Genomic DNA, 16,985 nt, shown 5'->3' on the forward strand with positions numbered 1-16,985 from the left:
TATCCAAAAGTGATAACTGCGCTACGGTTTTCAGCCATTTTTCAGTATTCTTGCATTTTGGTTTCGACCGTTTGGACTAAGATTAGGGACATGAACGATACACCAGATCCACAAGTCGGGCAGCCCGGGGGCCAGACCCCGCAAGGTTCCAACATTCCGCAAGGCCAGTACGGCAGTTCTTATGGCCAGTATCAGGGACAGCAGTACTCTCAACCCGGTTATGCTCAGGGCGGCGCCGCCCAAACCAATCCGCAACCGAACTATGGGCAGGCAGCTTACGGTCAGCCGCAGCAGCCGCAATATGGCCAGCCGGATTACGGCCAGTCCGGTTATACGCAGGCCAGCTATGGTTATGCGTCTGGCAGCTACAGCCAGCCATATGCCGCGAACCAAAGCTACCCGCAAGGTCAGCCCTACGCTGCGCAATATGGCCAGCCGCAGCCTCTGCCTTATGGTTATCAGCCCAAAAGCAAGATGGCTGCCGGACTCTTGGGCATCTTTTTGGGATGGCTCGGCGTCCACAATTTCTACCTCGGCCACTACGGCAAAGCTGCGGGCCAGTTGGCGCTGACCTTGGTCGGATGGATTCTTTTCGGGCTCGGCCCCGTCGCAGCCTTCATCTGGGGGCTGATCGAAGGTGTGCTCATTCTGAGCTCCAATTACGGTTCGCCTTGGCATAGGGACGCCAGAGGTGTCGAACTGCGGGAATAGCCGCGCTTTGGCTTGAATACGACATTGAAATTAATGTCATAAGATAGGCCGGTTTTGGCTATCCGGATCTTAAAGATTATTTTAGAGATCGATCTGTTGTTTTGATGCGGTGCAGGAAACGCTTTGTCGGCGTTTTCCGCACCGCTTTGATATGGTGAGGTTTCATGCGTGGCGAATACAAGACTCCCGGAGGCAAACTTGTCGGGGTCGAGGCCGTTGTTAACGGAGCAGGCAAGCCAGTTTCCTGCACGATTGATGGCGATTTTTTTGTTCTGGGTGACGATGATGCCGCCAAAGCCATGCTTTCCGATCTTGCGGTAGCCCTTGTTTCCGGCAGTCCGTTGGCGGACGTATTTCGACGGTATCCCTCGGTCAAGCTGGTGGGTGTCGACGACGTTGCGATATCAACCGCCTACCAAAGGGCTTTGCGGACAGAAAAAAACGGTTCTTCAGACGAAACGGGCCGTTCAATTCGTGCAAATGTTGGTGTTGGTGATGTTCTAGACAAATTGACGTCAAATAATGACGTTTCCCATCAACTCCATCAAAAGCGTTGGAAGTCGTTGCACCCGTTGGTGGTGCACGACATCCTTCGTAGCCCCGCAGAACAGATGGTGACGGACGAGGAATGGGCGCGGCAGGTGGCAGCCGGTGTTAGGCCTGCGACACTGCGTTTTTGGCGCTGGTCGGAACCGGCGGTTGTGGTCGGCAGATTCCAATCAATCGAGCGTGAGGTGGATGCGAAAGTCGCGCAACGCGAGGGTTTTGAGGTTGTTCGCCGCACTACCGGTGGGGGTGCGATGTTCATTGAACCGGGCAAGGTCATTACCTACTCACTCTATGCGCCCAAGAGTTTTACGGCTTCGCTCTCGCTCGAAGATTCGTTCCGCCTGTGCGATCAATGGGTGATTGATGCGCTGCAAAACCTTGGTATTCCGGCGTTTTTCAGCGGTACCAACGATATCTCCTGCGAGCAGGGCAAGATAGGGGGGGCGGCGCAACGTCTCTTCTCGTCGAAAGGCGGTGGGCCGGGGGCGTTGTTGCACCACGTCACCCTTGCCTATGACATCGATGCCGAAAAAATGGGAAGGATACTCAACACTTCGCCCGAAAAAATGCGCGACAAATCCGTCAAATCAGCCGTCAAACGCGTCGCGCCGATCAAACGGCAAACGGGTATGAAGTTTGAAGCGCTTTCCTCTTACCTCGAAACATATGCCAAGCTGAGCTACAATTAATGTAGATTTAAATTCGCCAAAGTTTTTAAGGCAAAGAAATTTTAGATGGCGACGCAAGCGAATATTTGGAGGTGCGATCTCGTGGCTAGTCCGAATGGGGCAAGTGAACCGGACAATGAACTTCTGCAGACGGCATTGTTCAAGCATGTCTCCCACGCCGACGCGGAGGAGCTCATGCCGTACATGAAGCGTGCGGAATTTGAAAAAGGTGATTACATCTTCCATGAAGGTTCCACCGATCAACGCATGTATCTGTTGGAAAGTGGCAAGGTGAAGCTCACTCGTGAGGCGAGCGATAACCGCGTGCAGCTTTTGAGTATCCACACCCGCGGTGATATTCTCGGCGAAATTCCCGTTTTCGATCCCGCAGGCGGGCCACGTACGGCTTCTGCTATTGCAATGAACAACGGTACGCAGGTTGGCTGGCTCGAGCATGACACACTTTTCACCTGGCTCAACAAGCATCCGCGTGTGGCCGTGGATATGCTGCAGGTGATGGCCAACCGTATGCGTGCCAACAACGAGCAGATTTCCGATCTGGTCTTCATGGATGTTCCTGCGCGCCTGGCCAAGACGTTGCTCGACCTGGCTTCCCGCTTCGGCGAACCGGTGGAATCCGGAGTGAAGGTGCCGCACGACCTGACGCAGGAGGAGATGGCCCAGCTCGTGGGTTCCTCGCGTGAAACGGTCAACAAGGCGTTGATGGACTTCGCCAACCGTGGCTGGATTGCACGCGAAGGCCGTTCCATCATCATCTATCAGCCGGGTGCGCTGATTCGTCGCTCCCGTCACTGATTCATCATTTCGTCCTATTTTGGTTATATTCGCGACCCGTTGCCTTGCACTTCGGGCCGCGAATTGTTATCTGCGGTTATTGCCGGTAGCTGTTTTCGGTACTTTTTATCGATATTCATTATCGTTCTTTCGGCTCGCTTTCCGCAACTTCTTGAGACTCTCCGAGTGGAGTACGCAATGGGCGATAAGGCCAGACAATCGGCTGTTTCGGTAGAGGCGATATCCTAGAATGACACCATGCCTCAAATGAAGAACAACCTCACCGCGCGGCGCGTGATTGCACTGCTCCTGACCTATGTCACCCTTTGTATCGCCGGTGGCGTGGTCGGCGGGATGTTCTTCGTACCTGGTGTGCTCGGCCTCAATGGCGTCGCCCGCACCATCGCACCGTCGCTCAAGACGGAAAACATCGATTTCGACGTCACCAGCCTGCCGCAGAAATCCACCATTTACGCTTCCGACGGCAAAACCGTCATCGCTTCCTTCTACGCGCAAAACCGCACCGTGGTGCCGCTTCGTCAGGTCTCGCAGCCCATGCAGCAGGCTGTGGTCGCGCGTGAGGACCGCCGTTTCTTCGAGCATGCCGGCGTGGATATGCAGGGCGTGCTTCGAGCGTTCATCCAGACCTTCATCAAGCACGGCGATACCCAGGGCGGCTCGTCGCTGACGCAGCAGTATGTCAAGAATGTGCTGCTTATCGAGGCAAAGGAAAAGAACGACCCGATCGCCGAATACCACGCTTCCGAGGACACCATCGCCCGTAAGATACGCGAGATGCTTATCGCAGTACAGATGGAGAAGCAGTATAGCAAGCCCGAGATTCTGCAGGGCTACCTCAACATCGCGCAGTTCGGGCGCAACAATCTTTATGGCGTCGAGACCGCCGCGAAGCGTTACTTCAACGTTTCCGCGGCCGACCTCAACGTCGGGCAGGCTGCCACCATCGCGGCCATCACCAAGAATCCGGCCAAGTATGATCCCTCCGTTCCGGAAAATCAACCCGAGGCCCAGAAACAGCGCAACATTGTGCTCGACCTGATGCTGCAGCAACATTTCATTTCGCAGGGCGACCACGACAAATACCGTGCCGAGCCGATTGCAAGCACGCTGAACCTGCAGGATAATTCCACGCAGATCGGCTGCCAGGTCGCCGGTGACGCAGGATTCTTCTGCGATTATGCCACCAAGCAGATCCTCAATTCCAAGGAATTCGGCAAGACTGAGGCCGATCGTAACAGGCTGCTCAACGAAGGTGGACTCAACATCTACACCACGATGGACGTGCATGCCAACGCTGATGCCATGCAGGCGGCGCGTGACACCATTCCGGTCGATGATCCCAGCGGTTTCGAGGTAACCATTGCGGCCATCAAACCCGGCACCGGGGAAGTGCTCGGGTTCGGCATCAACCGTGTATACGACCCAACGGATGCGGCCCGTTCCGATCCGACACATACCTCCGTCAACTACGCCGTGGATGAGAAGGACGGCGGTGGCGGCGGTTGGGGCGTCGGCTCCACTTGGAAGCCCATCAATCTGGTGGCGTGGATGCAATCAGGCAAATCGATCACCCAGCCCTTGCGTCTGAGTAGCTACTATCCGGTCGGTTCGTTCCGCTGCACCAACTACGACGGGCAGCCTTACGGCTGGAGCGTGCACAACTCCGAGGGTGGCACGGCCAGCGTGGAGTCCCCGCTTCAGGGCCTCATCCGCTCGCACAACACCACGCAGGCCGGCATGGCCCAACAAATAGGACTGTGCCCCATCGGCGAGGCCGCGAAAGCGGTCGGTTACCACAACGCTTCAGGCGACCCCGATCCGTCCACGCGTAAATCGCTGGAACGTTTCAATGGTTCGATGACAATCGGTTCGGTGGCGGCCTCGCCGCTGACGATGGCCAACGTCTACGGCACCCTGGGTGCCAATGGCGTTCAATGCACTCCGATCGCATTGAAGAAGGTTGTCAACAAGGCCGGCAAATCCATCAAGGTGCCTTCGGCCAACTGCCATCAGGCCATCGAGCCCGGCATCGCTCAGACTGTCGCCTACGCGATGAACCAAGGCGTGGTCCAGCCCGGAGGCGAGGCGGCCACCACCCAGCTTGACGGTGGGCGCAAGACCTTCGCCAAAACAGGCACCAACGAGGACACGTATATGACCACCGGTGGCTTCTCGCCCAACCAGGTCGCTTCGTTCGTTTCCGTGAACAACGCAGAGGTGCCGATTTCCTTCACTGGCAAGACCATCAACCACAAGTCCTACGGCCAGTGGTACGGCATGTATATCGCCACCCCGGCCTGGAAGGACTTCATGAACAGGTACCTTGCCGATATCCAGGCCCCTGTCGACAACAGTTACGGCAACCCGGACCCGAAGTATACGGGCGGTGCAAGCATACCTACCACCAACGGCCAGTCCGTCACCCCCAATTTCTATAACAACGGGCAAGGGACTCAGCAACAACAACCGCGGACCCAGACCCAGCAGCCTCAGGTCCAGCAGCAACAGCTACCGCAAGGTGGCAATGCCACCGCGCAGCCGCAGCAGCGGGCTCAGACAAATGGCGGGCAGTGAGCCTGAACGTTTGTGCCGTGCGAGCTTGATTGGATATTTTGGGATATCTGCCGGATATGGGTTGATATTGCCACCAGCTTCGGAATTGGTAATTTGCAATTCGTAATCTTTGAGGCCATTCGTAATATATCGCGTTATGGCGGATTTTGTTCAGAAGTACTGAAATATCGATATTTTTCGGTGTCAAAATGTTCGGTTTTGGTATACCTACCAAGTGAAACGCTCAAGTGGGTTTGTTTGATGCGCATATTTGTGCGATAATGTTCATATGATTTCGTCACAGCGTCAGCATTTGATCTTAAGCAGGCTTCGCACCCGAGGTGCGGTGCGCATCACCGCGCTTTCCAAGGAGCTCGGTGTCTCGGCGATGACAGTGCGTCGCGATATCGCCGACTTGGCCGATAAAGGGCTCTTGAAACGTGTCCACGGCGGGGCAGTGACTACGAGCACGCTTTTGAGCGAGCCGTTATTCTCCGTCAAATCGCAGATGGACATCGGGCTCAAGGATTCAATCGCGCAGGAAGCCGTCAAGTACGTTTCGCCCGGCGACGTGATTGCCATCGGTGGCGGCACAACGTCGTATATCTTTGCTCAGCATCTGCTGGAAAGCCAGCGTGCGAGCAATATCACCATCCTCACCAACTCCATCCCTGTGGCGGAACTGGTGCAGGCTCTGGAATCGAAAGACGTCGAGGTCATCGTCACCGGCGGTGTGATCACCCGTTCGAACTCGCTGGTCGGCCCGATTTCCGACAAGGTCATCGAATCTCTGCGCGTCAATACCGTATTTCTCGGAACCCATTCCGTCTCGATACCTCGCGGCTTCCTCATGCCCAACTCGCTCGAGGCCGCTACGGACATGGCCATGATGGACATCGCCGACAGGACCATCATCCTGACCGACCACACCAAGTGGAGTTGTACTTCGCTTTCTCTGTTCGCCCGCTTCGACCAGGTCGACACCCTCATCACCGACGACGGGCTCGACCCGACTTCGGCCGAGGAGACGCGCAAGCTGGTCAACCATTTGGTCCTCACCAAAGGCCCGGGGCAAGTCGAAGACTGAACGTCGAAAATCAAAAACCTACGCAAAGGAACAGCAATGAAGCAGCAGGAATTCAAGTACTATCACCCCGGAAAATATGCGTCTGAGCATATCCGTGTCACGCCGACTAAGCTGGCGGACGGACGCGATTTCTTCTATCTGGACGACGACCCTGAATATGTTTCCGGCGCCAAAACCCGCGAGTTGGTTGACCCGCGCCCATTGGCCGATCGTTTCGCACCGCACCGCGACGCCGATGGCAACGAAGTACCGTACGCCGAGCCGATCATGCGCCGCGACCCGCTGACCGGTGACTGGATTCCAATGGCGGCGGCCCGCATGAACCGGCCGATTACCGCCGGACCGGGGGCCACGGCCAAGGGCAACCCGCTTGCCGCCCGTAAACCTGGCGACCCGTATCAGGATGGGGAAGTGCCTGACACCGATTACGACGTGGTCATTTTCGAGAATCGTTTCCCTTCAATGGTGCAGGTGCCCGGCGTGCCGAACGTCGTCACCGACGTAGATGGCAATCCGCTGTGGGGGCAGAAGCCTGCCGCCGGACGTTGCGAGGTCATCTGCTTCGACCCGAACGAAAACGGCCTGCCTGCGGACCTTCCGGTTTCGCGTCTGCGCACGGTCGTTGAGGCTTGGGCCTTCCGCACCGCCGAAATCTCGCATATCGACGGCATTGAGCAGATCTTCCCCTTCGAAAACCACGGCGCGGAAATCGGCGTCTCGCTGGCTCATCCGCACGGCCAGGTCTATTGCTATCCGTTCATCCCGCCGAAGATGGAAACCGAACTCAAGCATACGCAAGCCTACCATGAGAAGACTGGTGGCAACCTCCTGCGTGACATTATGAATGGTGAAATTTCGGCCGGTACGCGCATCGTGATGCGAAATTCCAGCTGGGTCGCCTACGTTCCTGCCGCCGCCCGCTGGCCTTTGGAGGTGCATGTCGCTCCCGTGCGTGACGTGCTGACGATTGACGAGCTCAACGATCAGGAACGCTGGGACTTGGCCTCGATGTATTCGCATCTGTTGCGCCGCGGCAATGCCTTCTTCGATAAGGGTGACGGCAAAGGTATGGATTTGCCGTATATTTCGGCCTGGCATCAGGCGCCGATTCACGACAAGCGCCGCGAGAACTACCGGCTCAACCTGCAGTTCTTCTCGTTCCGTCGCGCCGCCAACAAGATCAAGTATTTGGCCGGCTCCGAATCGGGCATGGCTGCGTGGGTTTCGGATACCACGCCGGAACGCATCGCCGCCCGCTTCCACGAGCTTGGACCGATCGACATCGACTGATTGTGTTGCTGGTTATATCGTTGGCGTCGTTATCTTTCGTTGGTGTTGTTAGCGTCGTTAACGTTGTTGCCTGCGTTACTCACTGTTATCGTCAGTAAATTTATTTCATGGAGGAAATCAGATGACCAGTATCAGAGACGTCCAATACTTGGAGCCGCTTGATGCCAAGGATGCAGTCGGCGAAGTCGCCGAGCTTTTTGTGGACACGTTTGGCGAGGCCCCGGCCGGCGTGTGGTCGGCGCCCGGGCGCGTGAACCTGATCGGCGAGCATACCGATTATAATGCCGGACTTTGCCTGCCGATTGCCCTGCCGCACCGCACGTTCATTGCCGTCGCGCCGAAAGAAAGCGGCGTGGCGCGCGTCGTTTCCAGTTTCGGCGATCGCAAGCCGATAACCGCTGACCTTGATGGGCTCAAAGCTCGAGACGTTGACGGCTGGGCCGCCTATCCGATTGGGGTGGCGTGGGCCTTGCGCGAAGCCGGATTTGACGCGGTCAAAGGCTTCGACGCCGCGTTCGTCTCGTGTGTGCCGGTCGGTGGCGGGCTGAGCTCGTCCGCCGCGATGACCTGTTCTACGGCGCTTGCACTTGACGATATTTATGGGCTTGGTTTCGGCGGCAGCGACGAAGGCCGCGTCACGCTGATCCAGGCCGCAATGAAGGCCGAAAACGACATGGCCGGAGCCTCCACAGGTGGTCTCGACCAGAACGCTTCGATGCGTTGCACGCCCAACCACGCGCTGCTTTTGGATTGCCGCCCGGAGCTCGACGCGCTGCACAGCGTCTCGCAGCAGCCTTTCGATTTGGATTCGTTGGGGCTGGAGCTTTTGGTTGTTGATACACAGGCGAACCACCAGCTCAACGACGGGCAGTACGAGGCGCGACGCAGCATGTGCGAAGATGCCGCGAAGGCGCTCGGTGTTGAAAACCTACGTGTTGTTGCCGATAAAATTTCCGAAACCGCGGGGGACGACGCGGATGCCGCGCAGTCTGCACTGCAGGATGTGCTGGGTAAGCTGCCGGACGAGACGATGAAAAAGCGCGTACGTCACGTCGTCACCGAGATTTGGCGTGTGCCCGCGTTTGTGAAGGCATTCGCGGCTGGAGACGTTAAGGAGGCCGGGCGTCTGTTTAATGCCTCCCATGATTCGTTGGCCAAGGATTACGAGGTTACCGTTCCCGAGCTGGACGTGGCGGTCGACGTCGCGCGTAAGCACGGTGCGTACGGTGCCCGCATGACTGGAGGCGGTTTCGGGGGTTCCATTATCGCTTTGGTCGACAAGGGCCAGGGACGTCCGGTGGCTCAGGCCATCGCCGACGAGTTCGCGCATCAGGGCTTCCGCGCCCCGCGTGCCTTGGCGGCCGTTGCGTCCGATTCGGCACATAAAGAGGCGTGAATACGATAATCAAAATGGAATTGTAACGATATTGCAAGTGCAGGGCGCCAATCATCTAACAATATGATGAAATCGCGTCGAAGTTGTGATGAACTTGCGATATCGGTAAAGGGGCTGTGAACGCTGGTGGAGATAGCGTCACAGCCCTTTCGCGTCTCTGCGGTCTTCGCTTAATCTGGCAAGCGCTAGGAGGATTGTGCTTATGCGCATGTTGGATTTTGGCTGTGGCCGGTTCGACGGTTCGGTGAATCTTGGATTTCTTGGGGGCGCGCGATGAACGGGGCGCAGGTTCGTGACGACGATGTGGTCATCGCCGCTTCGTGGCGTACTGGGACGGGCAGATTTCGCGGCGCGTTGAGCGGGATGAGCGCTGTGGATATGGCGACCGATCTGGCCAAACGGGGATTGCAACGGTCCAGTCTGCCTGCCGAAATCTTCGACCAGGTGATTCTGGGCAATGTGCTCACTACCGGCTCCAAACAGAACGTTGCGCGGCAGGTCCAGCTCGGCGCGGGCATGCCGATTACCGGTACGGCCATGACCGTCAATCAGGTCTGCGGCTCCGGTCTCAAGGCTATCCGTTTGGCTCAAAGTGCCGTTGCGATGGGTGACGCTGATGTGGTCTTGGCCGGTGGTACCGAAAGCATGTCGAACGCGACCGCCTTCGCGCGTCGTACCGGCAAAAACGAATTTGATTTTGACCATTGGCATGACACCTTGCATCACGATGCGCTCAATGACGCTTTCGGCGACTACGCCATGGGGGTCACCGCCGAAAACCTGGCGAAGCGTTTCGGCGTGGAGCGTGATACCTTGGACCAGTTTGCGGTCGATTCGCAGCGTAAGGCTGATGCGGCTTGGAACGCCGGGTATTTCGATGACGAAGTGCTGCCGGTCGGCGGGCTTGAACGTGACGAGACGATGCGACCGGGAACAAACATGGAAGGACTTTCCAAACTTAAGCCCGTCTATGAATCCGAAGGTATTGTTACAGCAGGTAATACATCTCCATTGAGTGACGGTGCCGCTTTGATGGTGGTCACCACGGCTGGAAAAGCGCGCGAACTTGGCCTTAAAGCACAGGCGGTGATTCGCGGATATGCTGAGGTCGGCTATCGGCCCGACCAGATGGGTTATGCCACGATTCCGGTCATCAAAAAAGTCTTGGAACGCTGCAGGCAGCGGGTTGTCGACATCGATTTGTATGAAGTCAACGAGGCGTTCGCCACCCAGGCGTGGCTGACGCGCGAACAGTTGGGCATCGACCCGGCTCGTTACAACATTTCCGGCGGCGCGCTCGCGCTCGGGCACGCGCTAGGGGCGTCAGGCGCGAGAATATTGACTACGCTCGTTCATAACCTGCGCCGAACGGGCAAGGCGCTTGGCGTCGCGGCGCTGTGCGTCGGCGGCGGGCAGGGTGTGGCCATGGAGGTGGAGAGCATACGATGACGAAGTTCTATGAGCTTTCCACGTCGGAACGGCTTGCACAGCTTCGGAGCGAAGACGCGATTGATGACGATGATTTACGTGTGCTGGTTGACGAACCGGCGTTGCCTACTGCCGTGGCCGCCAATATGGTCGAGAACCAGATCGGCAATTTCCCGGTACCGCTTGGCTTGGCGGACCATTTCCTGATTGATGGCGAGGCGTTACGGGTTCCGATGGCCGTCGAGGAACCATCGGTGATCGCTGCCGCTAGCAACGCCGCGCATCGCATCGCCCGTACCGGCGGCTTACATACGTCGGTGCATCGTGACGGCACCACTGCGCAGATTGTGTTTACCGGTGTCTCCTTGAATTCCGAGGTGCTCCCGACATTTGTGCACGAACATGAAGCGGAAATCCGCAAGGTCGCGCACGATGCACATCCGAGTCTTGAGACACATGGGGGAGGGCTGCGTAAGGTCAGCGTTTCCGTAAGCGATGAAGGCTTCGAGGAAATCGACCTACTGATTGACCCGGGTGAGGCGATGGGCGCTAACGTGGTTAACACTATCGCTGAAGCGGTTGCAAAGTATTGTGCCGAGCGGCTTGACGGGCTTGATTTGCTGATGGCGATACTTTCCAACAATGCCGAAAATCAGCGTGTGCAATCGCAAGCGCGTATCGATTTCGATAACCTGCCAACCCGCGACATGGACGGGGAACAGGTGGCACGCCGTATCGTTGCTGCAGCGCACTTTGCAGAAATTTCGCCCTTGCGAGCTGCCACGCACAACAAAGGCATCATGAATGGTATCAATGCGGTGGTGCTCGCCACCGGCAATGACACGAGAAACATCAACGCCGCCGCCTATGCCGATCTCAGCGAGCAGCGTCGGACGTGGACGAAATGGACCATCGACGAAGAACGTCGCCAGCTGGTCGGCCGTATCGATATTCCGCTGCCTTTGGGCAGTGTCGGTGGTGCGATGTCAACGCTGCCGATGGCCAAGTTCAGTCTCAAGCTGTTGCATCACCCGGATGCCAAGCGGCTCATGGGCATCATCGCCAGCGTCGGCCTTGCCTCTAACCTTTCGGCGATGCGGGCGCTGGTGACGCGCGGCATTCAGAAAGGCCACATGAATCTGCAGTTCAAAAGCCTGGCGATGTCCGCCGGAGCCAAGCCGGATGAGCTGGAACAAGTGGTCGCCGGACTTCGTGCCGATCCCGCGGAAGCCAGCTTGGGAACGGCGGTAAGTCTTCTCAATCAAATACGTAATACATCGAAGTAATTCCATTCAATAACAAGCACGGAACGGACGAATCATGATGAAAGAAAACAATGCAGCCGATAATGTCAAGGTCGGCATTGACAAAATCAACTTCTACACGCCCAACCATTATCTCGATTTGGTCGACTTGGCGCAGGCCCGCGGCGTGGACCCGAACAAATTCCTCATCGGCATCGGGCAGAGCAAGATGTCGGTCGCCGCGCTTGACCAGGACATCGTCGCCATGGCCGCCAATGCCGCCGAACCCATGCTGACAGAAGCCGAGCGGCAGGAGATCGGCCTGTTGATACTCGCCACCGAAAGCGGCATCGACCAATCCAAGGCCGCTGCACTCTTCGTGCAAGACCTGCTGAAACTGACTGGCAACCTGCGTGCCATTGAAATCAAGGAAGCCTGCTACGGCGCGACCGCCGGCATCCAGCTCGCCTGCGATTACGTACGCAGCCATTCCGACCGCAAGGCTCTGGTCATCGCTTCCGACATCGCGCGCTATGGCCTCGATACGCCCGGCGAAGTGACGCAAGGGGCTGGCTCGGTGGCGATGCTCGTCGCGCGTGACCCCGCCATTCTCGCCATCGAGCCGGAATCGTTGTACGAAAGCCGCAGCACCGGCGACTTCTGGAGGCCGAATTATTCGACCGTCGCCTTCGCACGCGGCAAGTTCTCTGAGGAAGTCTACGTCGGCATGTTCGAGGAAATTTGGAATAAGGCGCAGCGGCAAGGGATGGCTGATCCCGAAAACCTGCAGGCGTTGCTCTTCCATATCCCGTTCTCGAAAATGGGTCGCAAGGGCCTGCGCACGCTGGGCGGCGGCAAGATCGCCGAAGCCGATTACGCGCGTCTGACCGAGCGTTTCGAGCAGAGCATCGTCTATGGCAAAGAGGTCGGCAACATTTACACTGGCTCGATCTATCTCGCCCTGCTCTCGTTGCTCGAAAACGATAACAGCCTCAAGGCCGGCGACCGCATCGGTCTCTATTCCTACGGTTCAGGTTCCGTCGCGGAGCTTTATTTTGGCACGCTGCAGCCGGGTTACCGCGAACGTTTGGATGCCGACAGCCATCGCGCTCTGCTCGACAACCGCGAGCGCCTGAGCATGAGCGAGTACGAGGCGATGTTCAGCGCCGAACTGGTTGCTGACGGCTCCGAGCAGGACCTCGGCCGCAGCGACCCGAACTCTATCGCGCCACACTATCTCGCCGCAATCAAGAACCATGAACGGCAGTATCGCTGAGATTACTATCTTGAAATAACCGATATATTTCGTTATTTGTTATTATTCCGGACGCCTTCGCCTTTGCTGCCCGCCCTTCATTTATACTGATGAATGGTATGGCGGGCGTTTGCCATCGGCGATTTACACATCGGTTTAAGGGGTTGACATGGATAAAGCGGTCATTACGGTGGTCGGGCAAGACACAGTCGGCATCATTGCGCAGGTCTGCACCTACCTTTCGCAGCACAAGGTCAACGTTCTCGACATCTCGCAGACCATCATCGAGGGGTTCTTCAATATGATGATGATTGTCGATTATGGTAAATCCGACGAGGAATTCTCGGCGCTGGTCGACGGTCTCGAAGCGCTCGGCGACAAGATCGGCGTACGCATCCGTTGCCAGCGCGAGGAAATCTTTACGAAGATGCACCGCGTCTGATCGGGGGGGGCGGACAATGCTGAACATTATGGAGGTCCACGAGACCAATCAGATGATCGAGCAGGAAAAGCTCGACGTGCGAACCATCACCATGGGTATTTCGCTGCTCGATTGCGCGGCGGCTGACGTCGACGTGGTTTGCGACAACATTTACAACAAGATTACCGACAAGGCCCGCGACCTGGTGAAGGTTGGCAAGGCTATCGAACGGGATTTCGGCATCCCAATCGTCAACAAGCGCATCACTGTTACCCCGATTGCGCTGGTAGGTGCCAGCTCTTGCAAGTCGCCGGCCGATTTCGTCAAGATCGCCCACGCGCTCGACCGTGCGGCCAAGAAAGTCGGTGTCGACCTCATCGGCGGTTACACGGCGCTGGTTTCCAAGTCGATGACACCCGCCGAACGCATGCTTATCGAGTCGATTCCGCAAGCACTATCCGAAACTGATATCGTCTGCTCGTCGGTCAACGTCGGCTCGACCAAAACCGGCATCGATATGGATGCCGTCGAGTTGCTTGGTCATGTTGTCAAAGACACTGCCTACGCCACCCGCGAGATTGACAGCTACGGTTGCGTCAAATTTGTGGCTTTCTGCAATGCCCCCGACGACAACCCGTTCATGGCCGGCGGCTTCCACGGCGTAACCGAAGGCGATGTGGTCGTCAACGTCGGCGTCTCCGGCCCCGGCGTGGTTTCGTGCGCGTTGGATGCGGCCAAGGGCAAGGATTTCGAGTTCCTGTGTGAGACCATCAAGCGCACCGCTTTCAAGATCACCCGCGTCGGCCAGCTCGTCGCGCAGGAGGCCTCAAAACGGCTCGGTGTACCCTTCGGCATCATCGATCTGTCGCTGGCTCCCACGGCCGCTGTCGGTGATTCGGTCGGTGAGGTTCTGGAGAAAATCGGATTGGAACAGGTCGGCGCCCCCGGCACCACCGCGGCGCTCGCGATGTTGAACGACCAGGTGAAGAAGGGCGGCATCATGGCCTCCTCCTACGTCGGCGGGCTCTCCGGCGCGTTCATCCCGGTCTCGGAAGACAAGAACATGATCGAAGCGGCAGCCTCAGGCTGCCTCACCATCGAAAAGCTCGAGGCGATGACCTGCGTCTGCTCGGTCGGCCTTGACATGATCGCCATCCCCGGCGAGACTTCGGCCTCAACGATTTCCGGCATCATCGCAGACGAAGCTGCCATCGGCATGGTCAATCAAAAGACCACTGCCGTGCGCGTTATCCCGGTTTACGGCAAAGGCGTCGGCGAGGTGGCCAATTTCGGCGGCCTCATGGGCTACGCCCCGATCATCCCGGTCAACCAGACCTCCTGCGAGGCCTTCGTGACTCGCGGCGGCCGCATCCCCGCCCCGATTCACAGCTTTAAAAACTGAAGATTGTGAATGGGTATATAAATATCGGGAATCTTGATTGATAAGTAGTTGGGCCGCCGATGAAATAATCAGCGGCCCAATTCGCAATAATGAGAGGACGAAAAATAATAAAAACGCCCTATCGGTGAAGCCCAACGAGGCGAAGCTTTGAAGACCCGGGCATGTGCCTCGAGGTGAACCGACTCCAACCGACATTTCGAACATATCACAACAATGTCCGGTTCTCAAACTTGTGTTTTATTCTCCGCCCTTAAAGCCAAGCTGGCGCCAGGCCTCGTAGATGGCGATGGAGGCGCAGTTGGTGAGGTTGAGCGAGCGCAAGGATGGCCGCATCGGCAGACGCACCTGTTCGGCGACGTGCGGACCGGCCATGATGTCCATCGGATCGGGGATGTTGCCCGGTTCCGGTCCGAATAGCAGGATGTCGTCCGGACGATACTGCACGTCGGTGTAAAGCTTGGTGGCGTGCGCGGTGAAGGCGATGATGCGCGAGTTGGGCATCGATTTTACGAGGTCGTCGAAATCGGGGTGCAGCACGACGTGGGCCATGTCGTGGTAATCAAGGCCGGCGCGGCGCAGCTTCGTGTCTTTCAGGTTGAAACCGAGTGGCTCGATTAGGTGCAGGATCGTGCCGGTCACAGCGCACAGGCGAATGGCGGAGCCGGTGTTGCCGGGGATGCGCGGGGAGTAGTAGCACAGGTGCGGTGTCACCGTCTTGGCCTCGCTGGCGTCCTTGGCGCTCATCATCGCGTCGACCACGCTGATAGGGTTGCCGTGCGCGTCGGTCACGAGCTCGTCCGGCCCGTAATTGGACTTGCGATAGCCATATTCATACATGTCGGTGACTTTGTTTTCTGGATTTCCGGCGTTCTGTGCCGTCTGCGCTGCGTCTGTCATAGTTTAAAACTAATCCCGCGAAGCGACACGAAAAAGCCCGCCGGGAAACCAGCGGGCTCTTAATCGTCGAAGAAATCCTTACATCAGGCTCTCATAAATGGCGTGGATGTCTTCCTTGGTGGGCTTGCGCGGGTTGCCGCCGGTGCAGACGTCCTTGAAGGCGTTCTCTGTGAGTCCATCGATGTCGCTTTCCTTGGCGCCGACTTCGCTGATGGTGGTCGGGTTGCCGAGGTCGACGGTGAGCTGGTGGATCCTCTGCACGGCCTCTTCGCGCACCTCGTCGATCGAACGGTCGGGGTTGTAGGAATCCTGGTCGCCGAAGGCGTGGGCGATGGCACGGTACTTCTCGCCGGTGTAGTCCTTGTTGTATTCCATCACGGGCGCGAGCAGGATGCCGTTCGCCACACCGTGCGCGACGCCGAGCAAGCCACCGAGGGCGTGAGCCATGCCGTGAACGAGGCCGAGGCCGACGTTGGAATACGCCATGCCGGTGATGTAGGAAGCATAGGCCATTTCCTCGCCGGCTGCGACGTCACCGTCGGCGGACTTGGCCAGGTTGGCGGCGATCATGCGAATCGTCTGCAGCGACAGGCAATCGGAAAGCTCCCAGGCACCGGGGGTGACGAAGCCCTCGACGGCGTGGGTCAGTGCGTCGAGGCCGGTGGCCACCTTGAGGCTGCGTGGCATCGAATCGGTCATGTCCGGGTCGACGAAGGCGACCAGCGGGATATCGTGCGGGTCGACGGCCACGAACTTGCGCTTCTTGGCGGTATCGGTGACCACGTAGTTGATGGTCGTCTCCGAAGCCGTTCCGGCGGTGGTGGGTACGCCGAAGATCGGGACGGATGGGTTCTTAGTGGCAGCGGTGCCTTCCAGCGAAAGCACGTCGGCGAATTCAGGATTCGCGGCGATGATGCCAATGCCCTTGCAAGTGTCCTGCGGCGAGCCGCCGCCCAAGCCGATCATGAAATCAGCGCCGGCGTTCTTGAACTTTGCCACGCCGTCTTGGATGCATTCCACCGGCGGGTTGGGCTTGACGTTGTCAAAGATTTCGTAGGGCATGCCCGCAGCATCGAGCACGTCGGTGACCTTCTTGACCGTGCCGGTCTTGAGCAGCACCGGATCGGTGACGATGAAAGCCTTGGTGAAGCCATGCGCCTTGGCGACGTTGGGGATTTCCTTGATTGCCCCGCGCCCGAAATAGGCTTCCTGATTGAAGATCATACGATACACCATTGTTCACTCCTTATTTACTTTGTGATGTAGCT

Annotated in this window: 14 protein-coding genes; 12 read left to right on the plus strand and 2 right to left on the minus strand. The window is 57.7% G+C overall.

Annotated features, from left to right (window positions below; all coding sequences use genetic code 11):
• Positions 1-90 precede the first annotated feature (90 nt).
• The 12 genes from OZX72_RS01785 (at position 91) to OZX72_RS01840 (ending at position 14,820) form a co-directional block, all read left to right on the plus strand.
• Positions 91-711 carry an NINE protein gene (locus OZX72_RS01785; protein ID WP_277158745.1) on the plus strand — a complete coding sequence of 207 codons (621 nt, stop codon included), beginning with the start codon at positions 91-93 and terminating at the stop codon, positions 709-711.
• A gap of 164 nt (positions 712-875) precedes the next feature.
• Positions 876-1,949 carry a lipoate--protein ligase family protein gene (locus tag OZX72_RS01790; RefSeq protein WP_277158746.1) on the plus strand — a complete coding sequence of 358 codons (1,074 nt, stop codon included), beginning with the start codon at positions 876-878 and terminating at the stop codon, positions 1,947-1,949.
• Positions 1,950-2,030: 81 nt separating this feature from the next.
• On the plus strand, positions 2,031-2,744 hold the full coding sequence (locus OZX72_RS01795) for a Crp/Fnr family transcriptional regulator (RefSeq protein WP_277158747.1): 714 nt from the start codon (positions 2,031-2,033) through the stop codon (positions 2,742-2,744).
• Positions 2,745-2,981: 237 nt separating this feature from the next.
• The gene (locus OZX72_RS01800) at positions 2,982-5,318 is read left to right on the plus strand and encodes a transglycosylase domain-containing protein (RefSeq protein ID WP_277158748.1); all 2,337 of its coding nucleotides are present in this window, start codon (positions 2,982-2,984) and stop codon (positions 5,316-5,318) included.
• 250 nt (positions 5,319-5,568) lie between these two features.
• Positions 5,569-6,384 (plus strand): DeoR/GlpR family DNA-binding transcription regulator, encoded by an 816-nt coding sequence (locus tag OZX72_RS01805; protein ID WP_277158749.1) that lies wholly within the window; start codon positions 5,569-5,571, stop codon positions 6,382-6,384.
• 36 nt (positions 6,385-6,420) lie between these two features.
• Complete coding sequence (gene galT / locus OZX72_RS01810; protein ID WP_277158750.1) at positions 6,421-7,674, plus strand: galactose-1-phosphate uridylyltransferase; 1,254 nt, start codon at positions 6,421-6,423, stop codon at positions 7,672-7,674.
• A 130-nt stretch (positions 7,675-7,804) separates the two neighbouring features.
• Positions 7,805-9,070 (plus strand): galactokinase, encoded by a 1,266-nt coding sequence (gene galK / locus OZX72_RS01815; protein WP_277159329.1) that lies wholly within the window; start codon positions 7,805-7,807, stop codon positions 9,068-9,070.
• A gap of 273 nt (positions 9,071-9,343) precedes the next feature.
• Positions 9,344-10,519, plus strand: a complete 1,176-nt coding sequence (locus OZX72_RS01820; RefSeq protein WP_277158751.1) for a thiolase family protein — start codon at positions 9,344-9,346, stop codon at positions 10,517-10,519.
• Positions 10,516-11,784, plus strand: coding sequence for a hydroxymethylglutaryl-CoA reductase, degradative (locus tag OZX72_RS01825; RefSeq protein WP_277158752.1), 1,269 nt, complete (start codon positions 10,516-10,518; stop codon positions 11,782-11,784). Before OZX72_RS01820 ends, OZX72_RS01825 begins: the two co-directional genes overlap by 4 nt.
• Positions 11,785-11,818: 34 nt before the next feature.
• Positions 11,819-13,018 carry a hydroxymethylglutaryl-CoA synthase gene (locus OZX72_RS01830; protein WP_277158753.1) on the plus strand — a complete coding sequence of 400 codons (1,200 nt, stop codon included), beginning with the start codon at positions 11,819-11,821 and terminating at the stop codon, positions 13,016-13,018.
• Between the two features lie 148 nt (positions 13,019-13,166).
• Complete coding sequence (locus tag OZX72_RS01835) at positions 13,167-13,439, plus strand: ACT domain-containing protein (protein ID WP_277158754.1); 273 nt, start codon at positions 13,167-13,169, stop codon at positions 13,437-13,439.
• Between the two features lie 16 nt (positions 13,440-13,455).
• Positions 13,456-14,820: a PFL family protein gene (locus OZX72_RS01840; RefSeq protein ID WP_277158755.1), complete on the plus strand. Its 1,365-nt coding sequence runs from the start codon at positions 13,456-13,458 to the stop codon at positions 14,818-14,820.
• Positions 14,821-15,057: 237 nt separating this feature from the next.
• On the opposite strand, the gene OZX72_RS01845 is transcribed toward OZX72_RS01840, so the two are convergent.
• Positions 15,058-15,717 (minus strand): tRNA (cytidine(34)-2'-O)-methyltransferase, encoded by a 660-nt coding sequence (locus tag OZX72_RS01845; RefSeq protein ID WP_277158756.1) that lies wholly within the window; start codon positions 15,715-15,717, stop codon positions 15,058-15,060.
• 78 nt (positions 15,718-15,795) lie between these two features.
• Entirely contained in the window at positions 15,796-16,953 is a 1,158-nt protein-coding gene (gene fucO, locus OZX72_RS01850) for a lactaldehyde reductase (RefSeq protein WP_277158757.1), read from the minus strand.
• Positions 16,954-16,985: the final 32 nt, after the last annotated feature.

Origin of the sequence: Bifidobacterium sp. ESL0769 (assembly GCF_029395495.1) — a bacterium.
In the GTDB taxonomy this organism is placed as follows: domain Bacteria; phylum Actinomycetota; class Actinomycetes; order Actinomycetales; family Bifidobacteriaceae; genus Bifidobacterium.

Excerpts from the sequence above, each read along its gene's own strand:
- OZX72_RS01785 (WP_277158745.1), top strand. The coding sequence starts at position 91 with ATGAACGATACACCAGATCCACAAGTCGGGCAGCCCGGGGGCCAGACC.
- OZX72_RS01790 (WP_277158746.1), top strand. The coding sequence starts at position 876 with ATGCGTGGCGAATACAAGACTCCCGGAGGCAAACTTGTCGGGGTCGAG.
- OZX72_RS01800 (WP_277158748.1), top strand. The coding sequence starts at position 2,982 with ATGCCTCAAATGAAGAACAACCTCACCGCGCGGCGCGTGATTGCACTG.
- galT (WP_277158750.1), top strand. The coding sequence starts at position 6,421 with ATGAAGCAGCAGGAATTCAAGTACTATCACCCCGGAAAATATGCGTCT.
- OZX72_RS01820 (WP_277158751.1), top strand. The coding sequence starts at position 9,344 with ATGAACGGGGCGCAGGTTCGTGACGACGATGTGGTCATCGCCGCTTCG.
- OZX72_RS01825 (WP_277158752.1), top strand. The coding sequence starts at position 10,516 with ATGACGAAGTTCTATGAGCTTTCCACGTCGGAACGGCTTGCACAGCTT.
- OZX72_RS01830 (WP_277158753.1), top strand. The coding sequence starts at position 11,819 with ATGATGAAAGAAAACAATGCAGCCGATAATGTCAAGGTCGGCATTGAC.
- OZX72_RS01835 (WP_277158754.1), top strand. The coding sequence starts at position 13,167 with ATGGATAAAGCGGTCATTACGGTGGTCGGGCAAGACACAGTCGGCATC.
- OZX72_RS01840 (WP_277158755.1), top strand. The coding sequence starts at position 13,456 with ATGCTGAACATTATGGAGGTCCACGAGACCAATCAGATGATCGAGCAG.
- OZX72_RS01845 (WP_277158756.1), bottom strand. The coding sequence starts at position 15,717 with ATGACAGACGCAGCGCAGACGGCACAGAACGCCGGAAATCCAGAAAAC.
- fucO (WP_277158757.1), bottom strand. The coding sequence starts at position 16,953 with ATGGTGTATCGTATGATCTTCAATCAGGAAGCCTATTTCGGGCGCGGG.